A 17,337-nucleotide genomic window follows, 5' to 3' on the forward strand; every position below is an offset into this window, starting at 1 on the left:
GACTGGGAGCCTATCCGGCGGTTTGCGTATTTATGTTGACCCCACACAGCCGGGCTATAACACCGGCACATGCAGGCTCACGCTACTACTTGGTGCGGTTCTTCAGGTAGTAGTCAATCAGCGAAGCAGTCGAAGAATCCTGACGAGCCAGAACCTCACGGTCACCCTCAATAGCGGGAACCAGATCCAGCGCCAGCTTCTTACCGAGCTCAACACCCCACTGATCGAAGGAATCAATACCCCAAACAACACCCTGAACGAAGGTGATGTGCTCGTACAGGGCAATCAGGGAGCCCAGAACGCGCGGGGTCAGGCGCGGCGCCATGATAGAGGTGGAGGGGCGGTTACCGCTGAAGATACGTGCGTTGACCACGTGCTCTGCGGTGCCCTCTGCACGAACCTCTTCCTCGGTCTTACCGAAAGCGAGAGCCTGAGACTGTGCGAAGAAGTTAGCCAGGAACAGCTCGTGAACGTCCTGCTCGCCGTCCTTGGTCGGGTGGACCGGGTTAGCGAAGGCAAGGAAGTCCGCGGGAATCAGGCGGGTACCCTGGTGGATTAGCTGGTAGAAAGCGTGCTGGCCGTTGGTGCCGGGCTCACCCCAGAACACTTCACCGGTTGCGTAGTTGACGAAGGAGCCGTCCGCGCGAACAGACTTGCCGTTGGACTCCATGGTCAGCTGCTGCAGGTACGCAGGGAAGCGGTGCAGGTACTGGTCGTAGGGCAGAACCGCGTGGGTCTCTGCGCCCAGGAAGTTCACGTTCCAGATGTTCAGCAGACCCATCAGAACGGGCACGTTCTGAGCCAGGGGAGCGGTGCGGAAGTGCTCATCCATTGCGTGGAAGCCGGCGAGGAATTCAGCGAAAACCTTCGGGCCGAAAACGATAGCCAGGGAGGTGCCGATAGCGGAGTCTACGGAGTAGCGGCCGCCAACCCAGTCCCAGAAGCCGAAAGCGTTCTCGGGGTCAATGCCGAATGCTGCCACCTTATCCAGTGCGGTGGAGACAGCCACGAAGTGCTTAGCCACAGCCTCGGACGCTTCCTTACCTTCCAGAGCGCCAGCCTCAGCCAGTGCGGAAAGCAGCCACTCGCGTGCCACGCGCGCGTTGGTCAGGGTCTCCAGGGTGCCGAAGGTCTTGGATGCGACGATGAACAGGGTGGTCTCGGGGTCCAGGTCGGAAACCTTCTCAGCCACATCGGTCGGGTCAATGTTGGAGATGAAGCGTGCGGAGATACCTGCATCTGCGTAGGGCTTGAGAGCCTCGTACACCATGACCGGGCCCAGATCGGAGCCACCAATACCGATGTTCACAACGGTCTCGATGCGCTTGCCGGTGATGCCGGTCCACTCGCCGTTGCGCACGCGCTCAGCGAATGCGTAAATCTTCTTCAGCACGGCGTGAACGTCTGCGTCTACGTCCTGGCCGTCAACGGTCAGCGCGGGAGTGTAGCCCTCGGGGCGGCGCAGTGCGGTGTGCAGTACGGCGCGGTCCTCGGTGACGTTAATGTGCTCGCCGGAGAACATCGCCTCGCGAGCCTGCTCCAGCTTGACCTCTTCAGCGAGCTTGACCAGCAGCTCAAGGGTTTCGGAGGTAATCAGGTTCTTGGAAAGGTCGACGTGCAGTTCGTCGGCGGTGAAGCTGAGCTTCTGCGCGCGTTCCGGGTCAGCGGCAAACCATTCGCGCAGGTTCGGGGTGAGAGATTTGTGATGAGCGGACAGAGCAGACCACGCGGAGGTGGTCGTAGGGTCAATAGAAGTAGTCATAGTTCCATTCTCTTATTTTCGGGTGCCTCTGTCACCTCTTTCGAGGGTGATATGGGACGATACGGCGAAAAAATCGAAACCCGGCACGCTATTGTGGGCCTTGCAGTGGCAAGATGTAGAGTAAAATCCATGACTTCTTCACCTGAACACACACCCGCTGACACTCACGCACCGCGTTACCTGCTCATTTCCCGTGAAGGGGAAACCCTCCTCAACGATGACGGAACCCTGTACTACCTGACCGGTCACGATGCTGCCGAGCCGCTGACCGAAGAGGCTATCCTTGCGCGCAGCGTGATTCGCCCCGCCGCCTACGGTGCCGACGCCCAGAAGAATAGTGAGGCAGAGGTGCACGTGCTCTACTGCGAGGACGAAACCCTCGCGCAGGTCGCCGCCGACCTGAACAACCCTCGGGTGCGCGCCTCCGCCAGTGGTTTCCGCTACTACCCGGTCCACGATGACCCGGAAGGCCGCGCCCACTACGCCACCGCCCTGGCACGCCGCGACTACCTCATCGACATGCGCTACTCCGCATACAGCGGTGAGGAGGCGCCCCTCGGCTCCAAGAGAATCCGCCGCACCGCCTCCGGCGAGATGGTGTTCCCCCGCATCGAACCCGCCGTCATGGCGCTGGTGACCAGCCGCGACGGCGAGCGCGTGCTGCTGGCGAATAACCGCCAGTGGCACCCCAACCGCTTCGCCCTCATCGCCGGTTTCGTTGACCCCGGCGAAAACCTTGAAGAGGCGATTGCTCGCGAAGTTTACGAAGAGACCGGTCTGCACACCCTGAGCACCGAGTACCGCATGAGTGATGTGTGGCCTTTCCCGCGTTCGCTCATGATTTGCTACCGGGTGCGCGTGGATGAGAACGAAACCATCATCCATCACGATGGTGAGATTCGTGCCGCACGCTGGTTTAGCGCCGCTGAGCTGCGTGAGGCGATAGCGATTTCGGAGGAGCGCGGCAATAGCGACGAGGATGACCCCGCCAAGCTGGAGCTGCCCGGCACGAATGCGGTCGCCCGCCGCATGCTTGATGAGTGGCTCGCAGAAAAGCCCTAGTGATACACTGGTAGCTAAGCCCAACGGAGGGGGGTCCGTTTTGGCGTGCCCGGAAACGCTCTCATTGCAGAGCGGCTCCAGTAGCAAACGTTCGAACCGGCAAACACCCCCAGATACCTATCTGAAGGTACTGCCCCGTGACCCCCGCGCCTTCTAGAGCGCACCCGCTGGCAAGACTATCCCCTAGATTTAAGCGAGAAACTTAACGCATGTCTGAAAACACCGCTTCGCGCCCCGACCTTCGCAATGTGGCCATCGTGGCACACGTTGACCACGGCAAGACCACCATCGTCGACGCGATGCTGCAGCAGACCCACGCCTTCTCTGCCCACGCAGATGTTGAAGACCGAGTCATGGACTCCGGCGACCTCGAAAAGGAAAAGGGCATCACCATTCTGGCGAAGAACACCACCGTGTTCTACAACGGCCCTTCCGCCAACGGCGAGACCATCACCATTAACGTTATTGACACCCCCGGCCACGCCGACTTCGGTGGCGAGGTGGAGCGCGGCCTGTCCATGGTTGACGGCGTTGTGCTGCTCGTGGACGCATCCGAAGGCCCGCTGCCCCAGACCCGCTTCGTGCTGCGTAAGGCACTGGCTGCTAAGCTGCCCGTGATCCTCGTGGTGAACAAGGTTGACCGCCCCGACTCCCGTATCGACGAGGTCGTTGGCGAGTCCATGGACCTGCTGCTTGGCCTGGCATCTGACCTGGCGGACGAGGTTCCCGACCTGGACCTGGACGCTGTGCTGAACGTTCCGGTAGTGTACGCATCCGGTAAGGCTGGCGCTGCATCCCTGAACCAGCCCGCAGACGGCCAGCTGCCCGACAACGACGACCTTGAGCCGCTGTTCAAGACCATCATCGAGCACGTGCCCGCCCCCACCTACGACCCCAACGAGGTTCTGCAGGCACACGTGACCAACCTGGACTCCTCCCCGTTCCTGGGTCGTCTGGCACTGGTCCGTATCTTCAACGGCACCCTGAAGAAGGGCCAGACCGTTGCGTGGGCACGTCACGACGGTGAAATCAAGAACGTCCGCATCTCCGAGCTGCTGGCTACCAAGGCTCTCGAGCGTGTACCCGCAGAGTCCGCTGGCCCCGGCGAAATCGTCGCAGTGGCAGGTATCGAGGACATCACCATTGGTGAAACCCTCACCGACGCTGAGAACCCCAAGCCCCTGCCGCTGATCAAGGTAGACGATCCCGCGATCTCCATGACCATCGGTATTAACACCTCCCCGCTGGCTGGCCGCGTCAAGGGCGCAAAGGTCACCGCACGTCAGGTGAAGGACCGCCTGGACCGCGAGCTGATCGGTAACGTGTCCATCAAGGTTCTGCCCACCCAGCGTCCGGACGCATGGGAAGTTCAGGGCCGTGGCGAGCTCGCCCTGGCTATCCTCGTGGAGCAGATGCGCCGTGAGGGCTTCGAGCTGACCGTGGGTAAGCCCCAGGTGGTTACCAAGACCATCGACGGCAAGGTCTACGAGCCCATGGAGCACATGATCATTGACGTGCCCGAGGAACACCTGGGTGCTGTCACCCAGCTGATGGCTGCACGTAAGGGCCGCATGGAGAACATGTCGAACCACGGTACCGGTTGGGTCCGTATGGAGTTCGCTGTTCCCGCACGTGGTCTGATTGGTTTCCGTACTCAGTTCCTGACTGAGACCCGCGGTGCCGGTATTTCTTCCTCCTACTCGATTGAGCACGAGCCGTGGGCTGGCGACATTGAGTACCGCACCAACGGTTCGCTGATCGCTGACCGTGCCGGCGTGGTGACCCCCTACGCGATGATCAACCTGCAGGAGCGTGGCACCTTCTTCGTGGAGCCCACCTCTGAGGTGTACGAGGGCATGATCGTTGGTATGAACTCCCGTGCAGACGACATGGAAGTTAACATCACCAAGGAAAAGAAGCTGACCAACATGCGTTCTTCGACCGCGGACAACTTCGAAAACCTGACCCCGCCGAAGAAGCTGACCCTGGAAGAGTGCCTGGAATTCGCTCGCGAAGACGAGTGTGTTGAGGTGACCCCCGAGGCGATTCGTATCCGTAAGGTCATCCTGGATTCCAACGAGCGTGTCCGCGAGTTCCGCCGCCGCGCCCGCGCGAACTAGTACAGCGCGAACTGATAGCGCGTTAGCGACTCACCTGCTGTAGCGGGTGCTGTCGTTGCGTAAGAACCGCCGCTGCCTTCTGAAGAGGAGGTAGCGGCGGCTCTGTTTAAATCTCAGGCGCGTTCGGGAAGTACCGGCGGGGTAGGGCGGAGAGAAGAACAAGGAGAGCGGAGCGCTTCTGCTTTCTGCCTAAAACCGCTTCTGAAAAGCCTGAACACCCCGCGTTGTACATGCGAGTGTGTAAGATAAAATAATGCGCCTGCACGGTGGCGGCACCCGTCCGCTACTCAACGTCTGCTGATCAACGATGTAAATTGCCGGCGCGCTTTGACCGTCCAAGAAACCCAACCCTGCGTATGAGAGGGAAAGCCTGTGTCTGAAACCGAGAACACTCAGCCTGATTCTGCGACCCCCAGCTACCCCACGCAGGGTGAGCGCATCGCCCCCGGCTCGCGCCGTGACCTGCTGCCGAATAACTACGATGCGAAGAAGGCGCGCATCCTGTTCGTGCATGCACACCCGGACGACGAAACCTCCTCGACCGGCGCGACCATGGCGTACTATGCGCAGAAGGGCGCGGAGGTGTACCTGCTGACCGCTACCCGCGGTGAGCTGGGTGAGGTCATCCCCGAGGAGCTGCATCACCTGGAGGTCGGTAAGCCCGGCTGCCGTGATAACGGTGAGGCGCTGGGCGAGTACCGTACCGGTGAGCTTGCCGGCGCTATCAAGGCACTGGGCGTGAAGAAGCAGTTCTTCCTGGGCCAGGAACCCGCCGTCGCGGAGGGCACGCTGCCGCTATACCGTGACTCCGGTATGGCGTGGGGTCCGGAGGGTAAGCCCGTCGCCAACCCGGTGGCGGCGGAGGATTCGTTGACCGCGCAGCCGCTGGAACCGCAGGCTCAGGCGCTGGTTGCCGCTATCCGCGCCCTCACCCCGGATGTTCTGGTCACCTACGATTCGGACGGCGGCTACGGCCACCCCGACCACGTGCGCGTGTACGAGATCGTGCACCGTGCCCTGCAGATCCTCGAAAATGACGAGGACCGCCCGATTCTCACCTGGGGTATTGAGGGTGAGTTCGACGCAGCTGATCAGCGCCTGCAGGCCGCCATTTACGGTGACGGCACCGCCAAGCGTAAGGCAATGGAGGCGCACCGCACCCAGATTACGGTGGTGGATGAGAAGACTTTTGAGTACTCGAATAAGGTGCCGCAGAAAATTTCTGCCGTGGAGACTTTCCGTGTGCTCGACGGTGACCCGACCGCGACCGTGCACCCGAAGCCGCAGGAGGCGGGCCTGGTAGCGAGCCTGCTGACCGGCTCGATTCTGGGTATTTTTGCCGGTATCGCCGGGTCGATTTACCACGCCTGGGTCGTGTACGCGGGGGATACCGCCCTGCCCCTCGGCTTGCTGGTGGCGTACCTGACGGTGTTCTTCACTGCCCTGTGGTGTGCCCTGTCGTTGCGTCGCGGCTACGCTGCGGCTGTCGTGGCTGTTGCGGTGTTCGTAACCGTGTACGTGCTCGGTTACGGCCGCCCCGATTCGCCCTTTGTTCTGGTGAATCCGGGCCATTCGGCGATTGGCCTGTACGGTGCCCTGTGGTGGTTCGGCGCCCCGGTCGCGGCGATGCTGGGCATGCTCGTGTACACGCGTGCTCGCGTGAAGGATGCGCAGTATTTCTCGCCGCGTGCGGCGCATCAGCGTGCTCGCACCAAGAAGTAGGCGCCGAGAAGTAGGCGCCAAGAAGTAGTCTGAAGCCTATCACTACGTCATAACATCAGGGAGGGGTGCTCCGATTAGCCGGGGCGCCCCTCCTGCTGTTTTTGGGAATGCTGTTGTGGGTGCTTGCGCCGCTACGGTCTTCTCAGCCCGCAGGATAGAGGGCAATAGGAAAGAAAAAGTATGCGTTATTCGGTAAATTGTGCGGGGTAGAAATAGCGGCGACTTCATCAAAAAATTCATGTGATGAAGATTTCATTTTTGGCTTAATCTATTTTTAAAAGCCCGCCGACTAGCAATAACGCAAAGAAATACCAGGTCAGCCTAGCCTAAAAAATACCCCCACAAACCCGTGAGCGTACTGTCTGATACACCACGAAAATACGGTTAAACAGCCGGTGCGCGATAGACTATACACAGACTTCCCCGCCGGGTACCAACTACTCGGCGGTTTACTCTGTAGATTCTGCCCTGCAGCAGACGACCCGCAGAACGGCGGGCACGGGGCGAACAGCTTGTAGAAAGGCACACCAATGACCTACGTAATCGCGCTTCCCTGCGTGGATGTCAAAGACCGCGCATGCGTTGAAGAATGCCCCGTCGACTGCATCTACGAAGGTGATCGTACCCTCTACATCCACCCGGATGAGTGCGTGGACTGCGGCGCCTGCGAGCCCGTCTGCCCCGTAGAAGCAATCTACTACGAAGACGACGTCCCCGAAGAGTGGAGCGAATACGTCAGCGCCAACGCAGACTTCTTCGACGACCTGGGTTCCCCCGGTGGCGCAGCAAAGCTCGGCCCCACCGGCAAGGACGTGCCCTTCATCGCGGCACTGCCCCCTCGTGGTGAGTAGTAGCCTGCGGCGAGTAACCCAAAGCGGCGAATAGTAGCTACAACCGCATAGACTGATTGCACCCGCTCACGGGTGCCAAGAGCCTCCATCTAGCACCAGGTGCCCACGCACCGTCTAGGCGCTGGAATGGAGGCTCTTGCCATAGGCACGGAAGCGCGCGGACGCTAGACTAAAATGACGAAAACTATTCCCAAGCAACCAGGTGACACAATGACTTACGGCCTGAACCTGCCCGAATACCCCTGGGAGGCGCTCGCCCCCTACCGCGCAACCGCAGCCGCCCACCCGGACGGTCCGGTGGACCTGTCCATCGGCACCCCGGTCGACCCTACCCCGCAGAACATTCGCGAGGCGCTGGCGGCAGCCTCCGACGCACCCGGCTACCCGACCACCCACGGCACCCCCGCCCTGCGTGAGGCTATTGCCGAGTGGTTTGCCCGCCGCCGCGGCGTGACCGGTCTGAACCCTGACGCGATTATGCCCACGGTTGGTTCGAAGGAGCTCGTGGCGTGGCTGCCGTTCCTGCTGGGTCTGGGCCCGGGCGATGTGGTCGTGTACCCGCGCGTTGCGTACCCCACCTACGATATGGGTGCCCGTTTTGCCCGCGCCGAGTCTGTGCCCGCCGACAGCCTGGACGAGCTGGATGCCGACACCCGCAGCCGTGTGAAGCTGATTTGGGTGAACTCCCCGGCGAACCCGAACGGTGTGGTGCGTACCGTGGAGCAGTTGCGTGAGGTTGTGGCGCAGGCGCGTGAAATTGATGCCGTGGTGGCATCCGATGAGTGCTACGCTGAGCTCGGTTGGGGTGCCTGGGATGAGGCGCGCGGCGGTCAGCCGGTGCCGTCCATCCTGGATCCTCGCGTGTGCGATGGCGACTTCACGGGCCTGTTTGCCGTGTATTCGCTGTCGAAGCAGTCGAACCTTGCCGGTTACCGTGCCGCGTTCATTGCTGGTGCCCCCGAGCTGATGCCGAACCTGATTAATAGCCGCAAGCACGCCGGCATGATTGTGCCCGCCCCCGTGCAGGCTGCCATGATGGTGGCGCTGGCTGATGAGGCACACGTGGCGGCGCAGAAGAATCTGTACCGTGCCCGCCGCGAGGTACTGGAAGAGGCGATTACCGCCGCCGGTGGCCGCATTGAGAATTCTGAGGCTGGCCTGTACCTGTGGACCACTTTCGGTGAGTCCACCTGGGAATCGATTGGCCGCCTGGCGGAGCTGGGTATTATTGCTGGCCCCGGCGTGTTCTACGGCGAGGACGGCGAAGGCTACGTGCGTATCGCCCTGACCGCCTCCGATGAGGCGGTGGCGAAGGCTGCTGAGCGTCTGAAGGCATCTGCCGCTAAGTAGTCCCGACGGGTCTAACTAGCCCGCATAGCAGAAAGCCCCCGCATCCTCCCAAAAGGGGAATGCGGGGGCTTTGCCGTATCCGCTGATCATCGTTGGCTGAGGGGCCCGAACGAGAAGGGCTACTTGCGGTCGCCGGGCAGAACGAACATCTGAACGGTCGGCGGGTTCGGGTTATCCAGAGCGTCCGGAATCAGGTTTCGGGTCACCTTCGCGGAGGTGCGCGATGCCAGCCTGTCCGTAATGCCGGTTGCTACAGCCGTGAGAACAAAGTTCACCGTCACGAAGAGTGCCGCCGCCAGAATCAGGGTCTGCAGCACGTTACCGTCACCGGAACCGATACGGCGCGCCGAGGCGAGCAGCTCCGGGTAGGAGATGATGTAACCGAGTGCGGTGTCCTTCAGAATCACCACGAACTGGCTGAGCATCGAGGGCATCATCGCGGTGAACGCCTGCGGAAGCAGGATCCGAATCAGCGTCTGGGTCGGGGTCAGACCAATCGCAAGACCCGCCTCGCCCTGGCCGCGAGGAAGCTGCTTCACACCCGAACGCAGCAGCTCAGCAATCACCGAACCGTTGTACAGGGTCAGACCAATGACCACGGCGATGAAGGGTAGCTGAGCAGGCGGAAGACCGCTGTACTTGCCCAAAAAGAGCCAGAAGAAAATCATCATGATCAGCACCGGCACGGCGCGGAAGAACTCCACCACCACGGTGCCGAACCAGCGGATAACGCGGTACTGCGAGAGTCGAGCAATACCGAAGACCACACCGAACGCAACCGAGGTAACCACCGAAACCGCTGCCGCCGACAGGGTCGAGGCGAGGCCCGGCAGGTAGTAGGAACTCCAGGCGCGGGCGGTGAACAGGTCAGTCCACTTTTCTGCCTCCAGCTGCCCCTTCTGACCCATCACGGTCAGCACATACACCGCAAATAGTACAAAAAGGACTACCGCAGCAATGTTGAAGATGCGGATACGACGCAGCGCAATAGGGCCCGGCTCGTCGAAAAGCACCGAAGAAGCGGCGCGGGTGTCATTACTGATAAAAGGGTTTTTCATCGCTTCACCGCCAGCTTACGGGATGACCAGGTGGTCAACGCACCAATGGGAACAACAATGATGACGAAGCCCATCGCAAACATGATGAAGATAGCGAGCACCATGTTCGCGTCGAACTCAATCATGGATTTCATCAGCCCGGAGGCCTCAGCCACCGACGCTACCGAGGCGACAGTGCTGTTCTTCGTCAACGCAATCAGAGTATTGCCGAGCGGGGTAATGGCACCGCGTAGAGCCTGAGGGAAAATCACCAGACGGGCGGTGTCGAAGAAACCCAGACCGATAGCGCGTGCCGCCTCAGCCTGACCCTTCGGCACGGTGTTCACACCCGAACGGATCGCCTCGCAAATAAACGCCGAATGGTAAATCGACAGGGCAATGACCGCGTACACGAAGAAGTTCGTGTCGAAATCGTGCGAGAAGGAGAGCTGGAACTGCGTCCACACACCCAAAATGGCGAAAGTCATCATGATGGTGAGCGGAGTATTACGGACAGTATGCACATAGGCGGTGCCCACCCAGCGCAGGGACGGGACGGGGCTGATGCGCATGAGCGCCAGCACGGTACCGAGGACGAACGAGCCAATAGCCGCCCAGAGGGTCAGCTCAATATTGGTCATGAAGGCGCCAACCACATCGTACTTGGACAGGAGGGCGCCGAGTTGGTCAAAGAATGACATTCGTGAACCTCTCTAGAGGCCTAGGCGCAGGAGGTGCCCAGGTGCGGCGGGTTGGTTTCGGTGTTGTAGTGGTAGCCGGTGCCTTCGGTGTACTTGGTGATGAGTTTCTCCCAGGTGCCATCGGCAACCATCTCGTTGATGGCGTTGTTCACGGCTTCGCACTTGTCGGTGCCCTTGGGCAGGCCCACGCCGTAGCGTTCGGTCGTGAAGGGGGAGCCGACCACTTTCAGCTTGCCCTTGTTCGCTTTGGTGGCTGCCAGACCGGCGAGGGTTATGTCGTCGGTGGTGACGGCGTCCACCACGCCGCCGTTGAGGGCGACCACGCAGTCGGAGTAGCTGTTCTGCTTGACTAGGTTCACGTTCTTGGCGAACTTGTCCTGCACCTTCTGGGCGCTGGTGGAGCCGGTCACGGAGCAGAGGTTCTTGCCGTTGAGGTCGTCGGGGCCGTGAATATCGGTGTTATCGGCACGCACGAGCAGGTCCTGACCAGCCGTGTAGTAGGGGCCGGCGAAGTCCACGGTCTTCTTGCGGCTTTCAGAGATGGAGTAGGTCGCAAAAATCATGTCTACCTGACCAGTGTTGAGCATGTTTTCGCGGTTAGCGGCGGGGGATTCTACGAACTCAATCTGCTCTTCGGAGTAGCCGAGCTTGCCGGCGACGTAGCGTGCCACCTCCACGTCGAAACCGGTGTAGGTGTTGCCGTCCTGGTAACCGAGGCCGGGCTGGTCTACTTTGATGCCGATGCGGATCTTGTGGTCGCTGTCTGCGCTGGAGCATCCGGCGAGGACGCCGGTCAGAGCGAGGGAAGCTGCTGCGGCGAGTGCCGCGAGCCTACGTGAATATTTTTGCATGTCGGTCCCTCCGCTTTAGTGGTTGATGATCTTGGAGAGGAAGTCCTTGGCGCGCTCGCTCTTCGGGTTGGTGAAGAACTCGTCCGGGTGCGCCTCTTCGATGATTTCGCCGTCGGCAAGGAAGACGATGCGGTCTGCCGCCTTGCGGGCAAAACCCATCTCGTGGGTCACCACGATCATGGTCATGCCTTCCCTCGCGAGGGAGACCATAGTGTCGAGCACCTCGTTGACCATTTCGGGGTCGAGCGCGCTGGTGGGTTCGTCGAAGAGCATGACCTTGGGCTTCATGGCGAGTGCACGGGCGATGGCGACGCGCTGCTGCTGACCGCCGGAAAGCTCTGCGGGCATTTTGTGCACCTGGGAATCCACACCAACCTTCGCGAGCAGGTTCATGGCTTCTGCTTCTGCCTCTGACTTGGACATTTTGCGGATTCGGCGGGGTCCAAGGGTTACGTTATCGAGGATGTTCTTGTGCGCGAAGAGGTTGTATGACTGGAAGACCATGCCGACTTCGGCGCGGAGCTTGGCGAGTGCGCGGCCTTCTTCGGGTAGTTCTTGTCCGTCAATGGTGATGGATCCGCTGGTGATAGTTTCGAGGCGGTTGATGGTTCGGCAGAGGGTGGATTTGCCGGAACCGGAGGGGCCGAGGAGGACGACGACCTCACCTTTTCCCACGGAAAGGTTGATGTTCTTCAGAACGTGGTTGGTGCCGTAGTACTTGTTGACGTTGGCGATTTCGATGAGGTTTTTCTGCGCTTCGGGAGCTGCCTGTGCGGACATTTTGAACCCTTTCACGTGAGGTGCGTCTATGATGCGGGTTGTCTGTATGCTGAGCTTTCAGCTTACGCCTCAGGCGGTTTCCTGTCTGCAAAATATTCACTTTACTGGGTAAGCAATGTGAATTTTTAAGCACGAATGCATAGTTATAGTATTTTTGACGTAAAAATATGGGTAAAAAACACCCCATCTTCACAAAAGGCTTTGACTAGGGAATATATCCTTCTCCTTCTCAACGCACTCACGAGGTGTCAAACGCCTTTGGGGAGGTAGTCACGAATTGGTAAAAATTTCGAAAAAAGCGCAGAAGAGTGCCCGATAGGTGAGATAACACCTATCGGGCACTCTTCAACACCCCTCACAAGGGGCTAAAACAGCTTAGGCTTCGTAACCGTTGGGGTTGTTCTTCTGCCAGTTCCAGTGGTCGCGAACCATGGTCTTAATGTCGCGGCTAGCGCTCCAACCCAGATCCGCCAGAGCAGAGGAAGGATCAGCGTAAGAGACCGCAACGTCACCGGGGCGACGATCCACAATCTTGTACGGCAGCTCCTTACCGCACGCCTCCTCGAACGCGTGCAGAACCTGCAGAACCGAGTAGCCGTTACCGGTACCCAAGTTCCAAGTGTGCAGGCCGCCGTGCTCAGTAATGTAGTTCAGCGCCTTCAGGTGACCGTCAGCCAGGTCAACCACGTGGATGTAGTCGCGCACGCCGGTACCGTCGACGGTCGGGTAGTCGTTACCGAAGACGTTCAGGTGCTCGCGGCGACCCACAGCAACCTGCGCGATGAAGGGCACTAGGTTGTTCGGGATACCCGCCGGGTCCTCACCGATACGGCCGGACTCGTGCGCACCAACGGGGTTGAAGTAACGCAGCAGAGCGATGTTCCACTTGGAGTCGGACGCAGCCAGGTCGACCAGCATGTCCTCGATGTGCTCCTTGGTGCGGCCGTAGCAGGACTGCGCATCCATGTTCATCTTCTCAATCAGAGGCATGGACTCGGGCTCACCGTACACGGTAGCGGAGGAGGAGAACACGATGGAGTGGCAGTCAGCCTCGTCCATTGCGTACAGCAGGTTCAGGGTGCCAGCCACGTTGGTCTGGTAGTACCACAGCGGCTTCTCTGCGGACTCGCCCACAGCCTTCAGGCCCGCAAAGTGAATCACAGCGTCGGGGCGAACCTGCTTGAAGAGAGCCTTCATACCTTCGAGGTCGAGCAGGTCAACCTTGTGGAACTCGGGGGCGCGGCCAGCGAGTTCAGCGACGCGCTTGAGGGACTCCTCGGAAGAGTTCGCGAGGTTATCCATGACGACGACGTCGTGGCCTGCCTTGAGCAGTTCAAGTACAGTGTGGGAGCCGATGTAGCCGGCGCCGCCGGTAACGAGTACCTTCATGATGTCCTTTCGGGCTTTATATATCCGGAAAAAGTGCTCCGGATGGGGGACAAAAGCTGTTGAGCTGTATCTAATGGTACAGCCGCGCACGGGGTGTAAGTACTGCGGGACACTGTGCGCTTGTGCACTCTGGTGTGAGCATGTGGGAGGCGTTATTTAGGTGTGTCGACACTCGCCTTTGCCCAGCGCCTGAATCCGCGTATTAGCTGATTTCTGAGTCGACCTCTAATCCCACCAGAAATACCACTGGCGGCTCTGGTGAATAAACTCCGTCAGCTGCTCAAAATCCTCAAAAACCTGGAACGGAAGATCGGAACAGAATGCGAATTGCTCGACCGCCAGATTCTTCGCCTCGACCGGGTCGGTGACGGGGCGTTCCACCAGAAACTCTAGGCAGTCAGCACCGTCAAGAGCCGCCGGGATGGCACCGTACTTTTCACGCCAATAGTGGGTGAACGCCAGCTGCGTTTCAGCGTCCGGGCAGTCATTCCAGCCGCCGAAGGGCAGGTACGCGGGAATATCGGCGGGGTCATCGGTCGGAATCTGCAGCAGGAGCATCTCGCCTTTCTCCTCTTCATCCAGGAGCTCGTAGCAGAGTAGGGCAGAAAGAGTCGGGGCCTCATCTTCGGGCTCCTCATCGGGCAGAAAATCGGAGCTCATAAACTCGTCGACAAGCTCGTTGAGGTTGAAGTCGTCCGGGTCGTCCTCGCTAGTATCTTCGCCATCGTCGGCAACCCGGCGCAGCTGCTGGGCAATGACTGCGCTGCCGTATTCTTCGGCGGAGGCGCCACCCCGGGCGGTACGGTAACGCTGCAGGACGGCACGAGTGTAGGCGCTCACCTGCTCGGGGGTCAGAGTCTCAACATCGTCAATGATGTCGTGCTCAAGGGACACCGCGATAACCATGCTTTCAAGCACCGTATCGTTCAGGTTTAGGAAGAAGGGGACGAACCCCTCCGCGCGCCCCAGCTTAGCCAACTCATCGTAACGAGCCATGGCATCAGCGGCAGGAGCGCCCATTGGAATACGCTCGTGCGGGTAGGGGAAAAGGCGCGTAAAGTGCCGGTAGGTTTCGCTCATCGTCGACTCTGACTTAGTTGATTCAGGCATCTGAATTCCTCTCTGAACTGTACAAGTGGTCAGTCATGGCGGGTACGCTGTACCCGGTACTACCAGCCTAGCGAAAGCCCGAGCGTCCCGCCCTGAAAACGGTCATCGTAGCCGCCGCGGATTCGCGCCCAGCCTGTAAGAGCGGCGGACGAGGGAACACCGGGCACAGAAAAGGGGCCGGGATGCTTCACACATCCCGACCCCTAAAGTTCACGGGCCGACCCCCAACGTTTGCAAGGGCAACCAGCGCTAGTCCAGGTACAGGCTAGTTCAGGTGCAGACTAGTTCAGGTGTAGCGCCTCGTTCAGCTCCACGGTGTTCTTCGCACGCGGCAGAACCTCAATCGCGCCGCTAATCGAATTGCGGCGGAACAGCAGGTTCGACACACCGGACAGCTCCGCAGCCTTCACCACGCGCGCCTCCTGACCGGGCAGCAGAACACTCACGCGCGAACCGGCGGTCACATACAGGCCAGCCTCAACCACGCAGTCATCGCCCAGGGCAATACCGATACCGGACTCCGCACCCAGCAGGGAACGCTCACCAATAGAGACGCGCTGAGTGCCACCACCGGAAAGAGTACCCATCGTGGAGGCGCCGCCACCCACATCCGAGCCGTCGCCCACCACAACGCCCTGAGAAATACGGCCCTCAACCATGGAAGTGCCCAGGGTACCGGCGTTGAAGTTCACGAAGCCCTCGTGCATCACGGTCGTGCCGGACGCCAGGTGCGCACCCAGGCGCAGACGGTCACCGTCACCAATGCGCACGCCGGCGGGAATCACATAATCCACCAGGCGCGGGAACTTATCAATGTGGCTCACGCTCAGGTGGCCCAGCTTGCGCAGACCAATCGCTAGCTTCTGGAACTCGGCGGCAAGCACCGGGCCGTGGTTGGTCCACGCAACATTCGCCAGGGTGCCGAACAGGCCGTCCAGGTTCAGCTCGTTGGGGCGAACCAGAGTGTGGGAGAGCAGGTGCAGACGCAGGTACGCGTCGACCGCGTCTTCGGGTGCCTCATCCAGGTTGATGGATGCGGTACGCACCTCGGTGCGGGCATTGCGCGCCGGGTGCTCGGCGGCCAGTTCCTCCAGCTCGTCCGCGATGGACAGGTCGGGGGTCTGGGTGAGGGAGGGAGCGGGGAACCAGGCATCCAGGACGGTGCCGGCGTGCTCGCCAGAGACAACAACATTGACCAGTGCAACGCCGGAGGCGTAACGGGGAGTGTTTTCAGACATGCCTCCCATTATAGTTTTGGGGGTGAGAGCCCCTTCAAGACCGTCTCATATGCTCGATATGGGCGTTGTGGGCGCGGGTGTGTGTACCGGGGAACCTGTAAGGTGGAAGGATGAGCGTTTCCCCGAATATTTCTGAGCGTCACCCTGTACCGCAGCCGCCCCTGAACCTGGACGTGTCCATGCCCGAGCTGACGCGTGCCCTGCTGGATTACGAGTCGGTTTCCGGCAATGAGCAGCCAATTGCTGACGCCGTGCACATGGCGCTGTCGTTCTGCCCGCACCTGCAGTTGACCCGTGACGGGGATGCCATTATCGCCCGCACCGAGTTCCCGCCGTTGCCCGGCGTTGAGGGGGAACGCACCCGCATTATTCTTGCCGGTCACCTGGATACCGTGCCCCTGCCCACCGTTGAGGGTTCGCTGGGTACCGTGCCGTCCACGGTGCGTGAAGAGGACGGCCACAGCGTGCTCTACGGTCGCGGCGCCACCGACATGAAGGGCGGCGTTGCGGTTCAGCTGAAGCTTGCCGCCGAACTGACCGCGCAGGACACCGACTACAACCTGACCTACATCTTCTACGACAACGAAGAGGTCGCCAGCGAACTCTCCGGCCTGGCGCGTCTGATCTGCAACCACGGCGAGCTCATCACTGACGCAGACTTCGGTGTGCTGCTTGAACCGACCAACGGCACCATTGAGGGCGGTTGCAACGGCACCATGCGTTTCTTCGTGCGCACCCGCGGCCTTGCCGCCCACTCGGGTCGTGCATGGCGCGGCGAGAACGCAATTCACGCACTGGCACCGGCGTTGGCGGCGCTCGCCTCCTACGAACCGAAGACTATTGCGGTGGAGGGCCTGGACTATCGTGAGGGTCTGAACGCGGTGCAGATTTCTGGTGGTGTTGCCGGTAACGTGATTCCTGATGCGGCGGCAATGCACGTGAACTACCGGTTTGCCCCTGATAAGACCCTGGATGAGGCGGTCGCCCACGTGCGTGAGGTCTTCGCCGGATACGAGCTGGATTTTGTGGATCTTTCCCCGGCGGCTCGCCCCGGCCTGGACACCCCGCTGGCGGCTTCCCTGATTGAGGCGGTGGGACAGGAGCCTCAACCGAAGTACGGTTGGACGGATGTGGCGCGTCTGAGCGAGATCGGTATTCCCGCGGTGAACTTCGGCCCCGGTGACGCTCTGCTGGCTCACACCGATAACGAGCACGTGAGCTTTAGCCAGCTGACCCGCTGCCACGCCGATTTGCGTGCCTGGCTGCTCAGCGACCGCGACGAGGACTAGCCGCGACGCTGATTCTGCCGGTGCTGGCGCTACTATTTGAATTTAGGTGACCGTCAGGGGTTGACGGTCCTGCAT

Annotated in this window: 14 protein-coding genes; 6 read left to right on the top strand and 8 right to left on the bottom strand. The window is 60.5% G+C overall.

The features are described from left to right. Positions 1–85: 85 nt before the first annotated feature. Positions 86–1,762 (bottom strand): glucose-6-phosphate isomerase, encoded by a 1,677-nt coding sequence (gene pgi, locus RM6536_RS06455; RefSeq protein WP_060824488.1) that lies wholly within the window; start codon positions 1,760–1,762, stop codon positions 86–88. Between the two features lie 129 nt (positions 1,763–1,891). Here pgi and RM6536_RS06460 point away from each other — a divergent pair, with 129 nt between their 5' ends. The 5 genes from RM6536_RS06460 (at position 1,892) to dapC (ending at position 8,867) form a co-directional block, all read left to right on the top strand. Beyond that, on the top strand, positions 1,892–2,824 hold the full coding sequence (locus RM6536_RS06460) for an NAD(+) diphosphatase (RefSeq protein WP_060824489.1): 933 nt from the start codon (positions 1,892–1,894) through the stop codon (positions 2,822–2,824). A gap of 209 nt (positions 2,825–3,033) precedes the next feature. Beyond that, the gene (gene typA, locus RM6536_RS06465) at positions 3,034–4,944 is read left to right on the top strand and encodes a translational GTPase TypA (protein ID WP_060824490.1); all 1,911 of its coding nucleotides are present in this window, start codon (positions 3,034–3,036) and stop codon (positions 4,942–4,944) included. A 372-nt stretch (positions 4,945–5,316) separates the two neighbouring features. After that, positions 5,317–6,666 carry a PIG-L family deacetylase gene (locus tag RM6536_RS06470; protein ID WP_060824491.1) on the top strand — a complete coding sequence of 450 codons (1,350 nt, stop codon included), beginning with the start codon at positions 5,317–5,319 and terminating at the stop codon, positions 6,664–6,666. Positions 6,667–7,196: 530 nt separating this feature from the next. Next, on the top strand, positions 7,197–7,517 hold the full coding sequence (fdxA, locus tag RM6536_RS06475; protein WP_060824492.1) for a ferredoxin: 321 nt from the start codon (positions 7,197–7,199) through the stop codon (positions 7,515–7,517). A gap of 210 nt (positions 7,518–7,727) precedes the next feature. Further along, positions 7,728–8,867, top strand: coding sequence for a succinyldiaminopimelate transaminase (gene dapC, locus RM6536_RS06480; protein WP_060824493.1), 1,140 nt, complete (start codon positions 7,728–7,730; stop codon positions 8,865–8,867). A gap of 119 nt (positions 8,868–8,986) precedes the next feature. Here the strand turns inward: dapC and RM6536_RS06485 are convergent, their stop codons facing one another. From RM6536_RS06485 to dapD, 7 genes are all read right to left on the bottom strand, one after another. Further along, the gene (locus tag RM6536_RS06485; protein WP_060824494.1) at positions 8,987–9,925 is read right to left on the bottom strand and encodes an amino acid ABC transporter permease; all 939 of its coding nucleotides are present in this window, start codon (positions 9,923–9,925) and stop codon (positions 8,987–8,989) included. Next, a complete protein-coding gene (locus tag RM6536_RS06490; protein ID WP_060824495.1) occupies positions 9,922–10,605 on the bottom strand; it encodes an amino acid ABC transporter permease in 684 nt (227 codons plus the stop codon). Before RM6536_RS06490 ends, RM6536_RS06485 begins: the two co-directional genes overlap by 4 nt. A gap of 20 nt (positions 10,606–10,625) precedes the next feature. Then, on the bottom strand, positions 10,626–11,456 hold the full coding sequence (locus RM6536_RS06495; RefSeq protein WP_049337285.1) for a glutamate ABC transporter substrate-binding protein: 831 nt from the start codon (positions 11,454–11,456) through the stop codon (positions 10,626–10,628). A 15-nt stretch (positions 11,457–11,471) separates the two neighbouring features. Next, complete coding sequence (locus tag RM6536_RS06500; protein WP_049337287.1) at positions 11,472–12,236, bottom strand: amino acid ABC transporter ATP-binding protein; 765 nt, start codon at positions 12,234–12,236, stop codon at positions 11,472–11,474. A gap of 375 nt (positions 12,237–12,611) precedes the next feature. Then, entirely contained in the window at positions 12,612–13,625 is a 1,014-nt protein-coding gene (gene galE, locus RM6536_RS06505) for a UDP-glucose 4-epimerase GalE (RefSeq protein WP_049346894.1), read from the bottom strand. A 225-nt stretch (positions 13,626–13,850) separates the two neighbouring features. After that, positions 13,851–14,735 (bottom strand): DUF4253 domain-containing protein, encoded by an 885-nt coding sequence (locus tag RM6536_RS06510; protein WP_060824496.1) that lies wholly within the window; start codon positions 14,733–14,735, stop codon positions 13,851–13,853. A 281-nt stretch (positions 14,736–15,016) separates the two neighbouring features. Then, a complete protein-coding gene (dapD, locus tag RM6536_RS06515; protein ID WP_060824497.1) occupies positions 15,017–15,982 on the bottom strand; it encodes a 2,3,4,5-tetrahydropyridine-2,6-dicarboxylate N-succinyltransferase in 966 nt (321 codons plus the stop codon). Between the two features lie 101 nt (positions 15,983–16,083). On the opposite strand from dapD, the gene dapE reads away from it, so the two are divergent. Beyond that, positions 16,084–17,262 carry a succinyl-diaminopimelate desuccinylase gene (gene dapE, locus RM6536_RS06520; RefSeq protein ID WP_060824498.1) on the top strand — a complete coding sequence of 393 codons (1,179 nt, stop codon included), beginning with the start codon at positions 16,084–16,086 and terminating at the stop codon, positions 17,260–17,262. Positions 17,263–17,337: the final 75 nt, after the last annotated feature.

Source organism: Rothia mucilaginosa (assembly GCF_001548235.1).
Classification (GTDB): Bacteria; Actinomycetota; Actinomycetes; order Actinomycetales; family Micrococcaceae; genus Rothia; species Rothia mucilaginosa_B.

Excerpts from the sequence above, each read along its gene's own strand:
- pgi (WP_060824488.1), bottom strand. The coding sequence starts at position 1,762 with ATGACTACTTCTATTGACCCTACGACCACCTCCGCGTGGTCTGCTCTG.
- RM6536_RS06460 (WP_060824489.1), top strand. The coding sequence starts at position 1,892 with ATGACTTCTTCACCTGAACACACACCCGCTGACACTCACGCACCGCGT.
- typA (WP_060824490.1), top strand. The coding sequence starts at position 3,034 with ATGTCTGAAAACACCGCTTCGCGCCCCGACCTTCGCAATGTGGCCATC.
- fdxA (WP_060824492.1), top strand. The coding sequence starts at position 7,197 with ATGACCTACGTAATCGCGCTTCCCTGCGTGGATGTCAAAGACCGCGCA.
- dapC (WP_060824493.1), top strand. The coding sequence starts at position 7,728 with ATGACTTACGGCCTGAACCTGCCCGAATACCCCTGGGAGGCGCTCGCC.
- RM6536_RS06485 (WP_060824494.1), bottom strand. The coding sequence starts at position 9,925 with ATGAAAAACCCTTTTATCAGTAATGACACCCGCGCCGCTTCTTCGGTG.
- RM6536_RS06490 (WP_060824495.1), bottom strand. The coding sequence starts at position 10,605 with ATGTCATTCTTTGACCAACTCGGCGCCCTCCTGTCCAAGTACGATGTG.
- RM6536_RS06495 (WP_049337285.1), bottom strand. The coding sequence starts at position 11,456 with ATGCAAAAATATTCACGTAGGCTCGCGGCACTCGCCGCAGCAGCTTCC.
- RM6536_RS06500 (WP_049337287.1), bottom strand. The coding sequence starts at position 12,236 with ATGTCCGCACAGGCAGCTCCCGAAGCGCAGAAAAACCTCATCGAAATC.
- galE (WP_049346894.1), bottom strand. The coding sequence starts at position 13,625 with ATGAAGGTACTCGTTACCGGCGGCGCCGGCTACATCGGCTCCCACACT.
- RM6536_RS06510 (WP_060824496.1), bottom strand. The coding sequence starts at position 14,735 with ATGCCTGAATCAACTAAGTCAGAGTCGACGATGAGCGAAACCTACCGG.
- dapD (WP_060824497.1), bottom strand. The coding sequence starts at position 15,982 with ATGGGAGGCATGTCTGAAAACACTCCCCGTTACGCCTCCGGCGTTGCA.
- dapE (WP_060824498.1), top strand. The coding sequence starts at position 16,084 with ATGAGCGTTTCCCCGAATATTTCTGAGCGTCACCCTGTACCGCAGCCG.